The 19,253-nt window shown below is 38.2% G+C and carries 15 protein-coding genes; 6 read left to right on the top strand and 9 right to left on the bottom strand.

Annotation, left to right across the window (positions count from 1 at the left end; genetic code table 11):
* The 6 genes from MHH64_RS00095 to MHH64_RS00120 all read right to left on the bottom strand — a co-directional run bounded on the left by MHH64_RS00095 (position 1) and on the right by MHH64_RS00120 (position 6,809).
* On the bottom strand, positions 1-435 hold the full coding sequence (locus MHH64_RS00095; RefSeq protein ID WP_095307710.1) for a hypothetical protein: 435 nt from the start codon (positions 433-435) through the stop codon (positions 1-3).
* Positions 436-449: 14 nt separating this feature from the next.
* A complete protein-coding gene (locus MHH64_RS00100; RefSeq protein ID WP_340002439.1) occupies positions 450-1,790 on the bottom strand; it encodes an MATE family efflux transporter in 1,341 nt (446 codons plus the stop codon).
* Positions 1,791-1,904: 114 nt separating this feature from the next.
* On the bottom strand, positions 1,905-3,920 hold the full coding sequence (locus MHH64_RS00105; protein WP_095307708.1) for a TRAP transporter permease: 2,016 nt from the start codon (positions 3,918-3,920) through the stop codon (positions 1,905-1,907).
* Complete coding sequence (locus MHH64_RS00110; RefSeq protein ID WP_095307707.1) at positions 3,913-4,446, bottom strand: DUF1850 domain-containing protein; 534 nt, start codon at positions 4,444-4,446, stop codon at positions 3,913-3,915. Before MHH64_RS00110 ends, MHH64_RS00105 begins: the two co-directional genes overlap by 8 nt.
* A 138-nt stretch (positions 4,447-4,584) precedes the next feature.
* Positions 4,585-5,532 carry a TAXI family TRAP transporter solute-binding subunit gene (locus MHH64_RS00115; protein WP_340002441.1) on the bottom strand — a complete coding sequence of 316 codons (948 nt, stop codon included), beginning with the start codon at positions 5,530-5,532 and terminating at the stop codon, positions 4,585-4,587.
* A 218-nt stretch (positions 5,533-5,750) separates the two neighbouring features.
* Positions 5,751-6,809, bottom strand: a complete 1,059-nt coding sequence (locus MHH64_RS00120; protein ID WP_095307705.1) for a nitronate monooxygenase family protein — start codon at positions 6,807-6,809, stop codon at positions 5,751-5,753.
* 465 nt (positions 6,810-7,274) lie between these two features.
* On the opposite strand from MHH64_RS00120, the gene nikC reads away from it, so the two are divergent.
* From nikC to MHH64_RS00140, 4 genes are all read left to right on the top strand, one after another.
* Complete coding sequence (gene nikC, locus MHH64_RS00125) at positions 7,275-8,177, top strand: nickel transporter permease (RefSeq protein ID WP_095307703.1); 903 nt, start codon at positions 7,275-7,277, stop codon at positions 8,175-8,177.
* A gap of 16 nt (positions 8,178-8,193) precedes the next feature.
* Entirely contained in the window at positions 8,194-9,150 is a 957-nt protein-coding gene (locus MHH64_RS00130) for an ABC transporter permease (RefSeq protein ID WP_095307702.1), read from the top strand.
* 62 nt (positions 9,151-9,212) lie between these two features.
* On the top strand, positions 9,213-10,265 hold the full coding sequence (locus tag MHH64_RS00135; RefSeq protein ID WP_095307701.1) for an ABC transporter ATP-binding protein: 1,053 nt from the start codon (positions 9,213-9,215) through the stop codon (positions 10,263-10,265).
* Complete coding sequence (locus MHH64_RS00140; RefSeq protein WP_095307700.1) at positions 10,231-11,250, top strand: dipeptide ABC transporter ATP-binding protein; 1,020 nt, start codon at positions 10,231-10,233, stop codon at positions 11,248-11,250. The genes MHH64_RS00135 and MHH64_RS00140 overlap by 35 nt, the downstream gene beginning before the upstream one ends.
* 179 nt (positions 11,251-11,429) lie before the next feature.
* Here the strand turns inward: MHH64_RS00140 and MHH64_RS00145 are convergent, their stop codons facing one another.
* Positions 11,430-13,043: a glutathione ABC transporter substrate-binding protein gene (locus MHH64_RS00145; protein WP_095307699.1), complete on the bottom strand. Its 1,614-nt coding sequence runs from the start codon at positions 13,041-13,043 to the stop codon at positions 11,430-11,432.
* 406 nt (positions 13,044-13,449) lie between these two features.
* Here MHH64_RS00145 and MHH64_RS00150 point away from each other — a divergent pair, with 406 nt between their 5' ends.
* On the top strand, positions 13,450-14,259 hold the full coding sequence (locus MHH64_RS00150; RefSeq protein ID WP_095307698.1) for a serine hydrolase: 810 nt from the start codon (positions 13,450-13,452) through the stop codon (positions 14,257-14,259).
* A gap of 17 nt (positions 14,260-14,276) precedes the next feature.
* Entirely contained in the window at positions 14,277-15,557 is a 1,281-nt protein-coding gene (locus MHH64_RS00155) for a hypothetical protein (protein ID WP_095307696.1), read from the top strand.
* Positions 15,558-15,598: 41 nt separating this feature from the next.
* Here MHH64_RS00155 and MHH64_RS00160 read toward each other — a convergent pair whose 3' ends face one another.
* Together MHH64_RS00160 and MHH64_RS00165 are read right to left on the bottom strand one after the other, a co-directional pair.
* Positions 15,599-15,913 (bottom strand): hypothetical protein, encoded by a 315-nt coding sequence (locus MHH64_RS00160; protein ID WP_095307695.1) that lies wholly within the window; start codon positions 15,911-15,913, stop codon positions 15,599-15,601.
* A gap of 135 nt (positions 15,914-16,048) precedes the next feature.
* Positions 16,049-19,228 carry a DEAD/DEAH box helicase gene (locus MHH64_RS00165; protein ID WP_303448389.1) on the bottom strand — a complete coding sequence of 1,060 codons (3,180 nt, stop codon included), beginning with the start codon at positions 19,226-19,228 and terminating at the stop codon, positions 16,049-16,051.
* Positions 19,229-19,253 lie beyond the last annotated feature (25 nt).

Genomic DNA, 19,253 nt, shown 5'->3' on the forward strand with positions numbered 1-19,253 from the left:
CTATCTTTCCTTTTCCCTCAACAATAACTGTATCAACAGCCAGACAACAACCCCATAGATGAGATGTCCAACAGCCCAAAACAAAAATGCAGTCCTATCCATCAAATCTGGAGTGCGCTCTGATAATTGCGTTGTAAAATAGAGGATACATCCAATCAGAACATTTACGATTATGTATGGCAGCATTTGATTTTGAAGCTTCCACCTTTCAAGCAAAAAGTAGATACATAGTACAAGTATAATAGAAACAATCAAATGCAAGCCAAATTCAATAGCCTCATGCATGTTCCATTCTTTTATAACAGGAATATAATCTACATTTAATAACAGAACATAAACCGCTTTCCCTGTAAAAAGTTCCACCATCTTCAAAAATATACCCAGTACTAAACCGGAAATGATGCCACTACTTATAAGATTACATAATCGTTTCATTAAATTGCTCCAATTTATTTACTTTTTTTAAACAATTCTTTCTCTCGCCATTTACCGAATCGATAGTATCCAATAGCAATCACACTGCTAATCACAAAGCTTGCTCCCATTCCGATTGCTATTCCAATCTCACCAAATAACATCGCAAATAAGGCTGTTAGCGGATACCGCAATACCCAAAATGAAATAATATTAAGTACAAGCACTTGATACATTGCACCTGCCGCACGAACGATTCCATTTAAGATAAAATTAATTCCTAAAAACGGATAGCACAAAGCAATAATTTGTAAGTACGTCTTACCAAACTCCACTGCTGATTCATCCCGGATAAACAGTTTGACACCATATTCAGCCAAAAATACAACAACAATACCGATTGCTAGCATAATAGAGAAGTTGTAGAGCACCCCATACTTCGCGATCCCTTTTACACGAGACCAATTTTTTACGCCAATGTTCTGCCCTGCCATACTACTAACAGCAGTACTAAGTGCATGTGCAGGCAGCATTAGTAAACTATCCAAACGCTGAGCTGCACTAAATCCAGCAACAACGCCACCACCAAATCCTGTAACAACACTCATAATTGCTGCTGATCCTGCTGAAATAACAGACATTTGTAAACCTGAAGGAATCCCAAGGTTCAAAATCAATCCAACTTCAGCTTTAGCTGGTAATGTTGGCATACTAAACGGAGCAAGCTTTTTAGATAAAATATAAATCAAACCATATAGAAAAGCGACTCCTTGCGATAGTACAGTTGCATATGCCGCACCTTCTACTCCCCAATTAAACACACTTATAAATATTGGATCGAGCACCGTATTTAGCGCCACAGCAATCATAACAAAGCGTACCGGCGTTTTACTATCACCCAAAGCCCGAAGAACCGTGCTAATAAAATTATAACCAAACAGGAATAAAATCCCAATAAAGTTAATTTGTAAATAAGCATTTGCTTGTTCCATCATAACTTCCGGTGTACCAAGCATACTTAGAAACTGTTCTGAAAAAAAGTATCCTATGGCACCTAACACAATCGCTATCGTTGTTAGAATTACGACAAATGCATTTAAGTATCGTTTTAATCCTGTTTCATTATCCTTTCCTTTTTGCTGTGACAGAATGGTAAGTGCTGCATTATTCAAACCAATTATAAATGAAAGTACCGTAAACAAAATGGTTCCCGATACTGCTACTGCTCCCAATGCAGTGGCACCAAGCAAGTTTCCGACCCACAAACTATCGATCAGCTGGTAGGACGTTTGCAATAAATTTGTAAACATAATTGGCCAAGAAAACCGAATTAGCTGCTTGAATATATTCCCTTCTGTAAAATCATATTGCTTCATGATGTTAATCCTCTTTCTTCTATTATATAAATCTTATGTTTAAGCATAGCGCATTAACATAAGAAATCAAAGAAAGGTGATCAGATAAGATCCTGATCACCTTCATATTAAATTTTATCCTGCAGACCCTGCTTTTTCCAGATTCCCACGCTGATTATTTTGGCCTTTATCTTTTGTCATAAACTGAATAGCCACTAATATAACAAAAGCAATAAAGCCAATTGTATCGGAATAGCCTTCTGGATACATTAACAGCAATCCAGTAACTACTGAAATAATCCTTTCAAACCAGTTAATTTTCCGATACCAAAATCCAATGAGACCTGCACCAACCGCAACCATTCCAATCATGGCCGTAATGAGTGACCAGCCAATATCGAGAAAGTTTCCTTCTATCATCAATAGTGTCGGGTTAAGAACAAACATATACGGTATGATAAAAGCAGCAATCGCTAGCTTCGATGCATTTAGTCCCGTACGGATCGGATCTCCTCCAGATATTCCACTCGCTGCAAAAGCCGCGAGTGCCACTGGCGGTGTAATATCCGCAACAATACCAAAGTAGAACACAAACATATGTGCAGCTAAAACAGGAATTGCTACATCCAGTTCTCCATTTAATGCAATGATTGCCGGTAAAGCAATAGTCGATGTAATAATGTAATTTGCTGTTGTCGGAGATCCCATTCCAATAATGATCGACGTAATCATTGTGAAGAACAAGGTTAACATCAACTGAATTTCTGGTGAACCTGCAATGGTTCCTGCAATGCTAACAAGACCATTTCCTAATTTTAGCCCTAAACCTGTTTTTGTAACGACCCCTACAATAATTCCGGCACAGGCCGTGGCTGCTGCAACCCCTAACGCTGTTCGCGCACCTGACTCCAATGCAACAATAAACTTACTCGGTGTAATTCGTGTATCCTTTCGAAACAAACTTACAATAATGGTGGCTATAATCCCATAGATTGCTGCACGTTCAACACTTATACCAATAAATAAAAAGTAAACAATTGCCAGTATTGGCAGTAATAAATGGATTTTCTTCAGTACAGATATTTTACTTGGGATTTCTTCCTTCGGTAATCCAAGAAGGCCCATTCGCTTCGCTTCAAAATGCGTCATAATCCAAATACCGGAGAAATACAGAATAGCTGGGATTGTTGCTGCTTTCGCTATATTCCAATAGCTTTCTCCCGCAAACTCAATCATTAGAAATGCTGCCGCTCCCATAATTGGCGGCATAATTTGCCCGCCGGTGGATGCTGCCGCTTCTACCGCCCCCGCAAAATCTTTCTTATATCCAAGCTTTTTCATCATTGGAATCGTATACGCACCCGTTGTAACCGTATTCGCTACAGAGCTTCCAGAAATTGTTCCGTTCAGCGCACTAGAAAATATCGCAACTTTTGCGGGTCCTCCAATCCGGCGACCAGCAATCGAAATCGCCAAGTCATTAAAATAGTTTCCAACTCCTGTTTGAACTAAAAAAGCGCCAAATAATAAGAATAAGAAAATATACGTAGATGATACTTGTAATGGAGTACCAAGGATACCCTCTGTTGTAAAAAACATAGATTGAATTAATTGCTGGAAGCTTAACCCCCGATGTGCAAGCATTCCTGGCATAAACGGACCAAAAATAGCATACACAAGAAATAATCCAGCAATTATTGTTATTGGCATGCCAACGGCTCTTCTGGCAGCTTCTAAAACTAATAGTACTGCAACCCCACCTATGATTACTTGCGTGCCATCAATGCCCCCTACTTGTTGAACTAAGGACTCATAGAATACCGGCCAATATCCACATACAACAATGGATAATGATGCAAGAGCATAGTCATACCAAGGTATTGTCTGCCTTTTTGTTTTTCTTCGGGCAGGAAATAATAGAAAGATCAGTGTCAATGCAAAGCCTAAATGGACTGTTCGTTGAATGTAAGCTGTTTGTTGACCGAATACTCCTGTATAAATTTGGAAAAGAGAGAAAGCAATTAATACAAAAAAGATTACTTTAGCAATAAAGCCACCAACATTTCGTGTATTTGATTCAGCATCATATTTTTGCATAAGTTCCTGTTGCTCTTCGAATGTTAATTGCTTTGTTTCTTTGTTTTTACTCATGGATCTCTACTCCTCTCACATATTTCCATAATGTGATTTTTTCTACCTTCACTGTAAACCAATCACCAGGATCAAAATAATCATTAAACCAGACCATATGCTCCTGTCCCGAATTTGACTCCCATAAGAATCGATTTTCTGAAACAGTTTTTCCGTTGCGAATTTTCATCGAAGCAAAGTAATTTTCTAAGTCTCTCACATGATATTTTCCATCCTCATAGACAAATGTTTCTCCTTCTCCCGCATTAGCAGGCATGCCAATACCAAATTCCTCATAGACAATTTCGTATTGCTGTATATCAAGGTTTTCCGTAACGATATATTTTTCTGCAACATCTGTTAAGTGAATGGAATGTGTAAAGATGATCTGAAATTTGTCACCTATTTCTATTGGTTTAAACGCTGCCAGTTCATTTGTGTTTTTTTCATAGAAAACAAGAGCAGTACCGACTGGAGCAAATAGAAAAATGCCTAATAAACTTGCTATGATAAAAATAATAATGATAATCTTTTTTTTATGTAACATAACGTTTCACCTAGATCATGCTTTCATTATTCAATGATTAGTCATATAACTGCCTATCTATTTGGCAAAAATAGCCGACAGCCATTTCCTTATAAAAGGACGGACAGCCGGCTATAGCAACCTATAAATAGAAACAGTCTATTCTACACTTATACCTTCTTCCTCATAATACTTTTGCGCTCCTGGATGTACATCAATTCCGATACCATCTAACGCAGTTTCCAACTTAATAAATTGAGCCTTATCATGCGCCATGCTATCTGCATTTTCGTAAATAGCTTTCGTGATGTCATAAACTGTATCTTCTGAAACGCTATCTACGACCGCAAGCATTGCTAACACCGCAACCGTGTTTACGTCTTCATCTAAACCATATGTTCCTGCTGAAATCGTGTCAGCAGCATAATACGGATATTGTTCAATCATTTCATCAATTTTATCCTGAGCAATTGGAACGACCGAAACGTCTACTGTAGCAGACAGCCCTTCAACAGCACCTGTTGGCGTACCTGCTGTAATAAAAGCAGCATCGATAGTACCGTCTTGGATTCCTCCAGTAGATTCACCGAAGTCAAGGTTTTGCGGGTCGATATCATCCATAGTCATTCCATGAATTTCAAGAATTTGCTCTGCATTCACATATGTTCCCGATCCTGGTGCACCAACTGAAACAGATTTCCCTGCCAAATCTTCTACAGATGCAATACCAGATTCTGCAGTTGTAACAATTTGAATTGTTTCTGGATAAAGTGCTCCAATTGCAAGTACATTATCAATCGGATTACCTTCGAAAGAGTTTATTCCATCAATCGCATTTGACATAACGTCCGTTTGTACAAACGCTAACTCAGCATCTCCCTCACTTAAAGCGATTACATTATCAGCCGAAGCATTCGATGAAACTGCATCTGTCTGAATACCTGTAGCTTCTGTTATATTAGTAGCCATTTCACCACCAAGCGGGTAATAAGTACCACTAGTTCCCCCTGTTAGCATTTGGAGAAATTCATCCTCACTACATGCTGCTAGAAATAATACAAACCCCATCAATAATACTGTCGATAAAAACAATTTTATCTTTCTCATTAAAACACCCCTTTTGTTTTACTATTCTAATAAATAATATAGTAACGGAACGATAATTTGATGTCAAATAATTCTAAAGCATCATTTTTTTGGTTATTTAATCATAATTCCTCATTTACTGTAATTTATTGTTATATTCATTCTATTAAACAAGCGAATAAAGACAGCCAAGAAATTAAGTTAATCTAGGTTCTTGGCTGTTTATTAATATGATCAGGTTATATCGTTTTAACTTCTGTGTTCCCCACAAAAAATCCGATAATATCTTTCACGCTTTCTTCTTTATGTAATGCCCCTACTCCTTGACCAGCCCAAAGTGATTGTAAATCAGCAATGGCAAATTCAGCTCCAGCTGCTCTTAGATCTTTCGTTAGTTCATTTTGAATTGGAAAAGGTAAAATATCTAGCCCACTTGATTCTACTTCATCGATGAAACTGTTTTTAATTGCTCTTGCGGGTCTACCTGAGAACACTTTTGTTATCACCGTATCTTCATAACTGGCTTTCATTAATGCTCTCCGATAAGTTTTATTTGTTCCAGCCTCTTTAGCCAGTAAGAATCTTGTCCCCATCTGTACACCACTTGCTCCCATTAATAGCAGCGCATCCAGTTGTTTCTTCGTATAAATCCCTCCTGCAGCAGCAACTGGTAAAGAGGTATTTTCTAAAATTGACTGGATTAGTGTAATCAAACCAATATTACTCCCACTCGGGTACTTTTCAATATCAAACGTGCCACGATGACCACCAGCTTCAACACCTTGGGCAACGACCATGTCATACCCCATATCTTCTAGGTGCTTTGCCTCACCAACATTTGTTGCCATTCCAATAAGGATTATGTGATTCTCTTTTAACCGTTTTATTAATACAGAAGAAAGTGCACCAAAAGCTGTACTGACAATAGGAACCTTTTCTTTTATAAGCAGATACACTTTCTCTTGTAAATAGTCCTTCACTTTTACTAGATTCTCCTTAGTATCTATACCTACTTCATCTCTTTGTTTGTTCAATAGTGCTTGCATCTCATCTACATCCGTTGAGAAGGCTTCGAGATTTGCAGCAAACAGGTTTACCGCAAAAGGTTTGTCAGTTAATTGTTTCACACGGTGAATCGTATCTTTTAATGTATGTGTACTCATGTAGCCTGCACCAATTGTTCCAAGCGCACCAGCATTCGACACAGCGGCTACAAGTTCAGGCGTCGTGATCCCACCAGCCATACCAGCTTGAATGATCGGAATTGTAATTTTTAATCTTTCTAATATGTCTGCCATCCTTTCTCACTCCTTTTTAAAAGCATTTTTGTAAAGTGGGTTTACTGTCTAGATGAGCCACTTAATTGTTATATGTGTATGCTCGTTCTGTTATTAGCATACCATAGACGAAATAATTAGACGACTTAATTACTGAAAAATACCAATTTACATATTTTTATTGCGAATTGTTGATTTACCAGTATGTTTCTTTTTTCGACAATAGTCCCACTTTTTAATCAAATTGTAAATTCAATTTTTCGTGTTATAATCGAAAAATGGTGGGTAAAAATATGCAATTTAGGTGCGTGTTCAAAAAGCAGATGAAAAATACATAGTAGTTTTGGACGATGGTTATATGATTAAGCTCACACCTCTGTCCTGCAGAAAGCGTTGAGCATTGTCAACCTCTCGTCTAAATGTGTCCTTTTCACCGGGCTTTTTGAACTACCTTTTAATCTACTTATGAAAGGAAGTTAGCAATCTATGAGTCAGTCGACAGAACATATCGAAAACACTAGAACCGCGATCAAACCTCCTAACCCGCGATTCAAAAATTGGAGATTAGTATATCGAAAGCTAAAAAAGAATAAATCAGCTATGGTTGGCGGTTTTCTAATTTTATTCCTTATAATTGTCGCAATAATCGGTCCATACTTCACACCATATCAACCCGATACACAAGATATGCTGAATAAGCTCCAACCCCCATCAGGAGATAATTGGCTGGGAACGGATAACTTTGGTCGTGATATTTTTAGCCGTATTATTCACGGAACAAACCTAACATTAATTGTCGGATTTTTCTCTGTTCTACTCGGTGGTGCAGTCGGAGTCCTTATTGGAATTTTCGCTGGATATTATGGTGGAAGAACGGACAGCATCCTTATGAGATTAATGGACATCTTACTTGCTTTTCCTAGTATTTTACTTGCACTTGCAATCGTAACCGTGCTTGGAGGAAGCCTGCAAAATGTTATTATCGCGGTTGCTATCTCATCTGTACCTGTATTCGCCAGGATTGTTCGTGGTTCTACTTTATCTGTTAAGAAGCTCGAATATATTGATGCGATGAGAGCTTTAGGAGCTAGTGATGCTCGGATTATTTTTAAACACATTTTTCCAAATATTACTTCACCAATTATCGTGCAAGCTACTCTTAATATAGCTACTGCTATTTTATCTGCTAGTGGATTGTCTTTCTTGGGACTTGGTGCTCAGCCACCTACACCTGAATGGGGAGCTATGCTAAGTGACGGGCGTAACTATTTATACAATGCTCCACATGTTGCTCTTTTCCCTGGGCTTGCCATTGTGCTTGTAGTTCTGGCATTCAATATGCTTGGTGATGGTTTAAGAGACGCATTCGATCCGAAGACAAAAGAGTAGAAAGAGGTGAAAGATCTTGTTTAAGTTTATTATCCGAAGAATTATTCAAACTATTCCCGTTTTAATCGGGGTTTCAATTCTAGTATTTAGTATGATGCACTTAGTACCAGGGGATCCTGCTCAAATTATGGCAGGTGAAAGCGCACCAAAGGAACAGGTTGAAAATATTAGAGAAAGATTGGGTCTAAATGATCCATTACCGGTTCAGTATTTTAATTATGTAAAGGATGCTGTTCAAGGTGATCTTGGAAACTCCATGCGTAGTGGACGAGATGTAACAGCTGAAATTGGAGCACGATTTTGGGTTACGGTAGAACTTGCGATTTACAGTACAGTTGTTGCCGTATTTATCGGGCTTATCGTCGGTGTCATATCAGCTACGAAGCGATACTCTCTAGCTGATACATCTCTTATGATTCTTGCACTTTTTGGACTATCCATGCCGAACTTCTGGCTCGGACTTATGCTTATCCAATGGTTTGCCATCGGTATTGATCTTCCTAGCTGGGTTCCATTCTTTAGTGACACTAGTTGGTTTAAGCCATCTGGTTGGGGAAGCTTCGCACAGGTCGTACTACCAGTTCTAACTCTGGGTACGGGTAGCGCAGCCATTATTGCAAGAATGACACGTTCGAGTATGCTCGATGTAATTGACCAAGACTATATTCGTACTGCAAGAGCAAAAGGTGTTAAGGAACGAGTTGTTATTTATCGCCATGCACTTAAAAATGCATTGATACCTGTTGTTACCGTAGTTGGTCTTCAATTCGGAGGTCTGTTAGGTGGAGCTGTACTTACAGAGAGTGTATTTGCCGTAAACGGTATGGGAAAACTAATCATCGATTCTATTCGAGCACGTGACTTCCCAGTAGTCCAAGGAACCATCTTAGTCGTTGCTCTATTATTCATCTTCGTTAACTTAGCAGTTGACATTACGTATCGATATTTAAATAAACGAATTGATCTAGACTGATTGCTATCATTTGTTCAAATAGAACATTTTGAACATTCTATTGTCAGAAAGGAGCTTCTTATATGACAAGTGCACCAAATTCCTATGAGAATATATTGGAAATCAAAGATTTACAGACTTCCTTCTTCACTAAAGATTTAGAGGTTAAAGCAGTTGACGGTGTTTCTTTTGCAATCCCAAAAGGGAAGATTCTCGGTGTCGTTGGGGAGTCAGGATCAGGTAAAAGTATCACCTCCCTTTCCATTCTTCGCCTGCTTAAAGAGCCTGGAAAAATAGTTGGTGGTGAAATCAAGTTTAAAGGAGAAAACTTACTTGATAAAAGCGAAGCTAATATGCGCAAAATACGCGGTAATGAAATATCAATGATATTCCAGGAGCCAATGACTTCGTTAAATCCAACGTTTACAGTTGGCCAACAGATTAGTGAAGCTTATAAAATCCATCAAGGTTTAAATAAAAAACAAGCAAAACAGCGTTCCGTTGAAATGCTGAAATTAGTTGGAATTCCTTCCCCGGAAAAGCGTGTCAATCAGTATCCACACGAGCTTTCAGGGGGAATGAGACAGCGTGTTATGATTGCAATGGCGCTTGCCTGTAATCCAGAACTACTCATCGCTGATGAACCAACAACAGCACTTGATGTAACGATCCAAGCGCAAATTCTTGATTTAATTAAAGACTTGCAAGAACGACTCGGTATGGGTGTACTATTAATTACACATGACCTTGGTGTCGTAGCAGAAACATGTGATTATGTTGCTGTTATGTATTGCGGAAAGGTTGTTGAGTATACCGATACAAAAACATTATTCAAGGCTCCTAAGCATCCGTATACAGTTGGCTTAATGAAATCTATTCCACAGCATGACCAAGATATTGAAGGTGATTTAGCTGTAATAAGAGGATCTGTACCTAGCCCTGCGGAGATGCCTAAAGGCTGCCGTTTTGCTCCACGCTGTCCATTCGCGACAGAAATGTGCAGAGAAAAATTACCTGACCTCGTCACAGATGAGGAAGGGAACCAAATTCGTTGCTGGATCTATTCAGATGAATGGGATGGCGATCCGGAGGTGAATGTTCATGCAGAAACAGAAAGAACTACTGAAAGTTACTGATTTAAAACAATATTTCCCAATTAAAGGCGGGATTTTAGGACGTACCGTAAATCATGTAAAAGCTGTAGACGGTGTATCCTTTACAGTTTATGAAGGAGAAACATTAAGTATCGTAGGAGAATCAGGCTGCGGGAAATCTACAACAGGAAGAGCCATTTTACGCCTTGATGAACCAACATCTGGTGAAGTTGAATTCGATGGGAAAAATCTGCTTGCATACAACAAACGAGAAATGAATAAAAATCGTAAAAATATGCAGATCATTTTCCAAGATCCATACGCATCGATTAACCCGCGTCATACGGTACGCCAAATTCTGACAGAAGCGATGGAGATTCAAAACTCCGTACCAAAAAACGAACGGAATGATCGTGTAATTGAATTGATGGAAACGGTTGGTCTAGGACCACACCAAGCAGATAGACTCCCTCATGAATTCAGTGGTGGTCAACGTCAGCGGATCGGAATTGCTCGGGCTCTCTCCGTTAATCCACAGCTAATCATCGCAGATGAAGCTGTATCAGCGTTAGATGTTTCTATCCAAGCACAGGTTATTAATCTATTGAAAAAGCTGCAACGTGAATTCAAATTAACGTATCTATTTATCTCACATGATTTAGGGGTTGTACGACATATCTCAGATCGAATTATCGTAATGTACCTAGGGAAAATCGTTGAGATTGCTGATAAAAAATCACTATTTGATAATACAATGCATCCATATACTACGGCTTTGCTCTCTGCAATCCCTAGTACAGATATGGATAAGAAAAAAGAACGGATCATCTTAAAAGGTGATGTACCTTCACCAATTGATCCACCAAAAGGTTGCAGATTCCATACTCGTTGTCCATTTGCAACTGACCTATGTCGAACCGAAACACCAGAGCTTCGTAAAGCAGACGGAATGTTAGACGGACATATGGCAGCATGTCACTATATGGAAGACATTAAATCCGGGAAGCACCAACCTACTACAGTTTAATCAGTATCAAAAAAAGCGCTCATTATTGTAATGAGCGCTTTTTTTGATACCACTGTAACAGGTCACAGCTTCCAAATCCCTATCCTCTTCTAAGCCAAAGCGAAAAGCCCCTAAGATACTTAGCGGGCTTTTCGAATCGCTTATCAAACTCGGATAACTCCGTGAATGCAAAGCGTTTATTATTCTTGAATAGATACCTCATGTAATTGCAAGATTCCAGTTGGTAACTGTGTTAATCCTTGAACCTTATCACTAACACCTAACAAGAATTCTTGGTGATGAATATAAAGCATTGGTGCAAGATCAGTTAACTTTGTTTGAATTTCACTGTATAACTCAAGACGAGCGTCAGGCTCTGCCTCTTGACGAGCTTCTTCTAACAATGCATCTAACTCATCATCTTTTAAGAATGTACGGTTTCCAGGTTCTCCAACATTGTCAGAGTGGAACAATGGATATAATCCATAGTCTGCATCCCCTGTTACTGTTGACCAGCCAAGGATGAACATATCATGCTCGCCTTGTGCAGTCTGCTCAAGATATGCGCCCCACTCAAGGACTTCAATTTCTACTTTAATACCAAAATCAGCAAGCTGTGCTTGTAGGTTTGTTGCTGTATCCATACGTTCTGGACTATCATTTGTCCAAAGTGTTGTAGAGAATCCATCTTCATAGCCTGCTTCAGCTAAGAGTTCTCTAGCGCGATCTGGGTCATATTCAAGTCCTGGAGCATTTTCATCATATCCAAGTACTCCTGGTGCTAATGGCCCAACTGCTGGTACACCATTTCCATCATAAATACCTGTAATGATTTGCTCTTTATCAACAGCCAAGTTGATTGCTTGACGAACTAACGGATCATTAAATGGCTCTTTTTCCATATTAAATCCAATGTAAGATAAGCTCACACTTGCTTGTTTTGCTGGACTTGCACCGTCCATCCCTTCAATCTGAGCAACATCGTTCGGACTGATTGGGTCAGCAATATGTGATGTACCTGTTTCTAATTCAGCAACACGAGTTAAGCCTTCTCCAACAACTTTAAATGTTACAGAGTCAAGCAAAGCTTGCTCTCCCCAATAATCATCATTCTTAACGAGTGTAATTTGTGTTCCTGGTTGCCATTCTTCAAATTTAAAGAATCCTGTACCATATGGTTTTTCGTTAATAACACTTCCTGGATCCTCTCCAGCTTCTATAGCAGCGTAGTCTTCTTCAATGACAGCTGGTGAAATGATACCTCCACCGTTATGTGCTAAGTGAGCTGGCAGTGGTGAGAATGGGTATTCTGTTGTAAAGCGAATTGTATAGTCATCTACTACTTCAATATCTGTAATCATTTCATATAGAAATAGACGTGGCGATGCAACTTCTGGATCTAATATACGTTCAATACTTGCCTTAACTGCTTCTGCGTTAAAGTCTGTACCATCGTGGAATTTTACACCTTCACGTAATTTAAATTCCCATACTGTATCTTCAACTTGTTCCCAGCTTTCAGCTAGGCTTGGTTGTACTTCCATATTTTCGTCCTGTTTTGTTAATGATTCAAAGATATTCGCTTGAACGTTACTTGAAGGAGTATCGTTTGAACCAGCTGGATCTAAGGATACAGCATCCGATAGAGTTGCAATCATTAGATCTTGTTCTCCTGCAGGAGCAGCATCTTCTGTACCTTCATCTGTTCCTTCATTAGCGGAATCATTTTCATCTGGCTCACTTGCACATGCTACTAGAACACTAAGCAGCAGTCCAAAAACCAACAATAATAATGACTTTTTAGACAATTTCATGTATTTAACCCCCTGTTTCTTTGTAATAGCTTTGTAAATATATGTAAATATATTTTAACATAAAGCTATCTTCCAATATATTACCCTATTATTCTAAAATTTACAATGATATATGAAAAAATTTCATTATAATTTGATAATTTTTATAGTTACTACGTTCTAGTTACATATACACGTTAAGTTTTATACATCTATCAATTGTTAACGTTTTCAGTAGGACGTTAGTATAGTTTTCGTCCAGAATACATGTTTAAAAAGTATGGAGAAAACAGACGAACAATTAAAGCTCTTGTCACATATCTTGTCTTCTTGCAAATTAACGAGTCTTCTTGACAATATTATGAAAATTCAATATGATATAACTTAAACTAATACTGCTGTAATTATAGTAAGGTGGAAGAAAGTAATGAATTTATTCGAATTAAAAAAAGCTTTACTTTCTATATCTCCTATCAACCTTGATAAAATATCAATTGTTGTTCACAGCGCAGAAGGTACTATTCAATTTAATGCAAATACGCCAAGAAAAGCTGCGAGTGTTGTTAAGCTATTTATTCTTGCTGAGGTATTGCAGCAGATTGAAGCTGGTCGCATCCAAAGGGAACAACTCATTTCTATTAAACCTGAGGCGATGGTAGAAGGTGCAGGTGTCATTAACTATTTAACAAAACACAACACGTATAGTTACCAGAATCTATTGGAGCTTATGATTATCGTTTCCGATAACACTGCTTCCAACATATTACTTGATATGATCGGTATCGACCGTATCAATCATTCTATTAAAAAGCTCGGCTGTCAGGATACAATAATTAAACGTAAATTTATGGATCAAGAAGCACAAGCAAGCGGCAACGAGAATATTACTACTGCAGCAGATATCGTTCACTTACTTAAGCTTTTTTCCAGCGATAACGGTCCCTATAGCAAAAATTTGCGGCAAGAAGTTCGAAGGTTACTTAAAAATCAGCAATTCAACAATAAATTAGCAGCATATCAAATGAATAATTGTAAGCTGAATATTTATCATAAAACCGGAGAATTGCCTGGAGTAGAGCATGATGTAGCGATTATGGAATCAACTGGAAGGAAGTTAGAGGTTGCTGTATTAACAGAGGGATGGGAAAATAATGGTATAGCACAACATTTCATAGCAGAAGTCGGTAGGTATTTAATGAACTATGTAACGAATGGGTCATTATCTAAAAAACAGTAAGGAACGGAGTGTACGACATGAAAGTTAAAATTGCAGTTTTTGGAATTGAAGAAACGATAAAGCGTGTACATACACTAGCAAAACATGATGAAAATTTGGATATCCTTCCGTTTATATACACACATTCAAGTGAAACCCCCGAATTAATTGAAAGGGCTTTCATGTGTGATATTTATTTATTTACGGAAGCAACATCCTATTTGTATGCCAGAGAAAAAATAAAAAAGAAACGATTGCCAGCTGTACAGGTTGCTTTTGATGAGTATATGATACTCACCTCTTTCTATCGTTTAAGAAACGATTACAATCAAGAACTCGATCGTATTTCCATCGATGTACTTAACGGACAGCATGTTGAGGAGGTCGCAAAAGAACTTAGCTTTGATAATAAACAGATTTATCATTATAGCTATGGGGCAGATGAATCCACTGATATTCAACAAATTACAAGATTTCATCAAAAACTCTGGGATGAAGGTAAAATTGATTATGTACTTACATCAAGCAAAGAAGTAGAGGTACAACTAAGAGAAGCTGATATTCCAGGCAGTTGCATGATTATACCAGAGATAAATTTATTACATGCCATTCAATCTGCAAAATCCCTTACCGAACTGAACCAACACAAGAGTGCTCTTCTCGTAGCTGGATATATCCGCATGAAAAATCAAGATCAACATGAGGAACAAGAATTGAAAGCGTTAACTACCAAAATGCAAAGTCTTTTGGTTCGATTTGCTGAACGAACCGATTCACTGCTCACGATAAAAGACGATCATCAATTTGTGGTAGTAGGAACCAAAAAGTTGATTGATCATTTACAAAATCATTATCGAGATTTCCCTCTTCTTCGTGAGTTTGAAGCAGAGTTGAATATCCCAATCGACATTGGATTTGGTCTCGGTCTATCAGCAAGTGAAGCTGAAGCGCATGCACGTTTAGCATTAGAAAAATGTAAAAATGAAAATCATAGCCTCTGTTATATTGTCAATGAAAGAAAGGATACAATTGGTCCGATTGGCATTCGCAGAGATATCGATACATCTCAATTATTTCATGCCTTGATTCATAAAGCTCGATTGAACAATGAACTTTCCTATAATTTCATTGATTTTATAACGGATAGAAATAATGAACCTTTCTCTTCAAACGACATTGCTGCGTATTATAAAGTTACAAAACGCAGTGCTGAAAGAACTGTCAATAAGCTGCTATCTGGTAATGTCATAAAAGTATCTGGAGAAGAACGTCCTTATTTAAAAGGAAGGCCACGAAAATTATTTTCACTTAATAATTAATGATTGCAGCAGGGTTAGCATTGTTAAGCTCTGCTGCAGCTTTATCCCTCTATTTCGTACCCATTATTATCCATTAGATATTGCATTGCCTTTTCGAAATCCTCCTCTTCTACTTGGGCCTCAAGTAAATGTGTTACTTGCCCTTCATTCTCTTCACTATTATGATTTTTTAAGCCAATTGTGCCAATCGCTCCCTGAGATTGTCCTGTCGGAGTAAATGGTATATAAGTTACTTTTTCATCCGTATCTGGAAGCTTATCCACGATAACATGACGAACTTTCAGCGTTTGGAGGGTTGCTTTTGCCGATTCTGCATCATTCTCTGAGTCGAAATATGCGAGAATTTTTCGTGACATAGACTTGTACATCCTTTCGTAAGTTTATCTATATCGTTCCCTGATTTACAACAAAGCAAACATATTCCGAGACCTCGCCCAAACAAAATAAGGCAGTAGGGAAAGTTATGTGATTTCCCCACTGCCACCAATCACCTATAAGCTTAACAACTGGCGAATATCATCCTCACTCAAGCTAGAAAGCATTGTTTCTCCAGGCTGAATAACTTGGTCAATCAGCTCACGCTTTTTCTGCTGCAAATCATAAATTTTTTCCTCGATCGTTCCTTCTGTTACAAGACGAATGACTTGCACGACATTTTTTTGACCAAATCGGTGTGCACGTCCGGTTGCTTGATCCTCTACAGCAGGATTCCACCATAAGTCGTATAAAATGACCGTATCAGCTCCAGTCAAGTTTAACCCTGTCCCACCAGCTTTCAGAGAAATAAGGAAAATACTATTCTCGCCATTATTAAATCGTTCACTCATCTCAACGCGATCTTTTGCAGGGGTTTGCCCATGAAGATAAAAATAGCCAAACCCTTCTTTTTCTAGTCGTTCTTTAATAATCTCATGCATGCTTGTAAATTGGGAAAAAATCAGCATACGTTTTCCACTTTCAATCGCTGTTTTCACGGTATCCATCAATTGTTCCAGCTTCCCAGAGTAGCCTTCATAATTTTCAATGAATAACGAAGGGTGACAGCAAAGCTGACGAAGACGGGTTAATCCAGCAAGAATTTTCATCCTGTTTTGTTGGAAAGCACTTTCCTTCATTGATTGTGCTGCTTCCTGCTGTACCTGTCTTAGATAACCGACATATAAATCCTTTTGTTCCTTTGTCAGCTCCGAGACATGAACAGATTCAATCTTATCTGGCAGCTCTTTCAGCACATCCTTTTTCAGTCTTCGCAATATAAATGGCCGTGTAATCATTGCAATTTTTTCGTTCGATAACTGCTTAAAACTCCGTTGATTTGGCATAAGTCCTGGCAAAACAACTTGGAAAATAGCCCATAGCTCATCGATTGAATTCTCAATCGGTGTTCCACTTAACGCAAATCGACGTGCAGCTTTTATTTCCCGAATGGCTTGTGAGGTTTTCGTTGCATAGTTTTTAATATATTGCGCTTCATCCAAGATCATGGATTGAAATGAAAATTCCCGATAAATTTCAATGTCTTGCCTTAACGTTGCATAGGAAGTAATCCAAACATCGGTACCTGTTGAAGCCTCAATCAATTGTTGTCGTTCCTCAGGGCTTCCTGTAAGTACAACGACAGACAAATGTGGAGCAAATTTCTCAAATTCATTCTTCCAGTTATAAACGACCGAGGAAGGAGCTATAATCAGATTTGGTTCAGCACCTTTCTGCTCTTTCTCTGACGCGATATACGCAATGCTTTGTAAGGTTTTTCCAAGTCCCATATCGTCTGCTAAGATTCCACCGAGGTGATAGTTGCTCAAGGACTTAAACCACCTGAAACCAGTCATCTGATAATTTCTTAAAGACGCTTGCAGCTGTTCTGGCAGCTCGTATACTTGTTCTTCTGGAGACTTCAACTGATGCAGCAAATGTCGAAAGGATGGATCGTAGTTCTTTTTCGTATCGATTAGCTCATCTAGCTGTGTTCCTCGGTATACCGGCATCTGGACGTGCCCATTCAGCAAGTCATTTTTATGAATTTGCATCTCGTCAAATAAACGTTTTATAGAAGTAAATTCTTCTCCTTCTAGTGACAGTAATTCACCACTTCCTAAACGATAATAGCGTTTTTTCTCGATTACTGCATTTAAAATTTGGTTGATTTCGGAATCATTAACCCCATTAATATCAAAGCCAATTTCTAATAGGTTCGATGTACCTTCTAGACGTACACTCGTACTCGGACTGAGTTCGTTTTCAATAATCATTCCTCGAATTTCTGATGTAAAAAACAGTTCCACTTCTTTATCTAATCGTGGCAGGATATAATACAGAAAGTCATACAGCTCTTCCTCATCCGCTTCAATATAGAGCTCTTTCCCATTATAATGGAAGTTAGCTTGCTCAATCAGCTGCATAATTTGCTGTTCCTTTTCCACCTCACGAATAATAAGTCGATCATTATCCTTTCGCCCATTAAATGGATCAATCAACTGATCACCATAATGGTATTCCAACTTTCCAATAATCCAATCGCCTTTTACTTCCAAATACAATTTTGCACGTAAAGGTACTTGAATTATCTCTTCTGTAATTGACTCTGATACCTCTACCCCACCAATCTTTTTTAATGATGGAAGTACTTCTGATAAAAAGACGTCAGCTTGTTCCTTTGGAATCGGTAATTGTAATTCGTCCATGCCGAACTTTGTAACTTCTTCAAGAACCTGTACCTGGTCTTTCGTCGGATAATAAAAGACCCCTTCATGGAATATCATTTCATAATAAGGAAAATACATTGCATCTGTTGCGTCTGACATCTTCATTAGCAGGTCATTTTGATTACTTTTCGTTAGTGAAAAGCGAAACGGCAGCGTATCCTTCTCCACTCCGATATGCTGAAAGCTTTTCTGCTGTGTTTCTACTGTGAAATCTCTTTCCGAAAGCTTTTCAAGCAGCTCCTTTGCTGTAAGTGGGGGAATTGCAATATAGCGTTTATCACCACTATTACCTTCGTAATGAAATCTGCTATATCCCTGATACATTTCCTCATTCCGTTTAATCGCAAAGAGCATTTCAAATAGCTCCAAATCCTTTTGCAGAAAATAATGCGTATCAGGATGGAAGATGAATTTTTTTGTAAAGTAGTATTCGTTTCCTTGTAATATGTTAACGAGAAATTGGTAAGCATCTTTAACAACATAGCAATGTTTCTCGCCTGTCCGTAATTCGATTTGTAATTGTTGGTCGAATCCCCAGCTGCAATGGTATTCTACATGCATCGGTAGTTTATTTGGTAAAATCTCTGGCTGTGCATTTTGCTGTGGCAGCGTACGTAATGCCTGTATAAACTTATTTGTCAGCTGATAGTTTGGCTTGGATGGAGCATTTGGAATAGCCTGCTCCTTATTCGCAATTTGCATTAAGGTAGCTGCAATATGTTTACACGTGCCAAAGGTTTCAAAAGCAGGACAATCGCAATACGTATCAATCGATCCATTTGTATAATCCTTCATATTGATTTCTACAAAGTAATCCTCTGAACCATGAACTGTGGCCGTCCAAACTTGGTAATTGATATCATATAAAAGATCGCTCACTTTATTTTGTTTATAATAATCTTTTCCGCGCTTATAAATGGTTGACGGAAATAATTTTTGGATATTAATATCACTTATTTTTTTCAAAATATGAGTAACCTACCTTCTATAG

Origin of the sequence: Oceanobacillus sp. FSL K6-0127 (assembly GCF_037983385.1) — a bacterium.
Lineage (GTDB): Bacteria > Bacillota > Bacilli > Bacillales > Amphibacillaceae > Oceanobacillus > Oceanobacillus profundus.

What these genes read in the sequence shown, in the direction of transcription:
- MHH64_RS00095 (WP_095307710.1), bottom strand. Translation starts at nt 435, where the DNA reads ATGAAACGATTATGTAATCTTATAAGTAGTGGCATCATTTCCGGTTTA.
- MHH64_RS00100 (WP_340002439.1), bottom strand. Translation starts at nt 1,790, where the DNA reads ATGAAGCAATATGATTTTACAGAAGGGAATATATTCAAGCAGCTAATT.
- MHH64_RS00105 (WP_095307708.1), bottom strand. Translation starts at nt 3,920, where the DNA reads ATGAGTAAAAACAAAGAAACAAAGCAATTAACATTCGAAGAGCAACAG.
- MHH64_RS00110 (WP_095307707.1), bottom strand. Translation starts at nt 4,446, where the DNA reads ATGTTACATAAAAAAAAGATTATCATTATTATTTTTATCATAGCAAGT.
- MHH64_RS00115 (WP_340002441.1), bottom strand. Translation starts at nt 5,532, where the DNA reads ATGAGAAAGATAAAATTGTTTTTATCGACAGTATTATTGATGGGGTTT.
- MHH64_RS00120 (WP_095307705.1), bottom strand. Translation starts at nt 6,809, where the DNA reads ATGGCAGACATATTAGAAAGATTAAAAATTACAATTCCGATCATTCAA.
- nikC (WP_095307703.1), top strand. Translation starts at nt 7,275, where the DNA reads ATGAGTCAGTCGACAGAACATATCGAAAACACTAGAACCGCGATCAAA.
- MHH64_RS00135 (WP_095307701.1), top strand. Translation starts at nt 9,213, where the DNA reads ATGACAAGTGCACCAAATTCCTATGAGAATATATTGGAAATCAAAGAT.
- MHH64_RS00140 (WP_095307700.1), top strand. Translation starts at nt 10,231, where the DNA reads ATGCAGAAACAGAAAGAACTACTGAAAGTTACTGATTTAAAACAATAT.
- MHH64_RS00145 (WP_095307699.1), bottom strand. Translation starts at nt 13,043, where the DNA reads ATGAAATTGTCTAAAAAGTCATTATTATTGTTGGTTTTTGGACTGCTG.
- MHH64_RS00150 (WP_095307698.1), top strand. Translation starts at nt 13,450, where the DNA reads ATGAATTTATTCGAATTAAAAAAAGCTTTACTTTCTATATCTCCTATC.
- MHH64_RS00155 (WP_095307696.1), top strand. Translation starts at nt 14,277, where the DNA reads ATGAAAGTTAAAATTGCAGTTTTTGGAATTGAAGAAACGATAAAGCGT.
- MHH64_RS00160 (WP_095307695.1), bottom strand. Translation starts at nt 15,913, where the DNA reads ATGTCACGAAAAATTCTCGCATATTTCGACTCAGAGAATGATGCAGAA.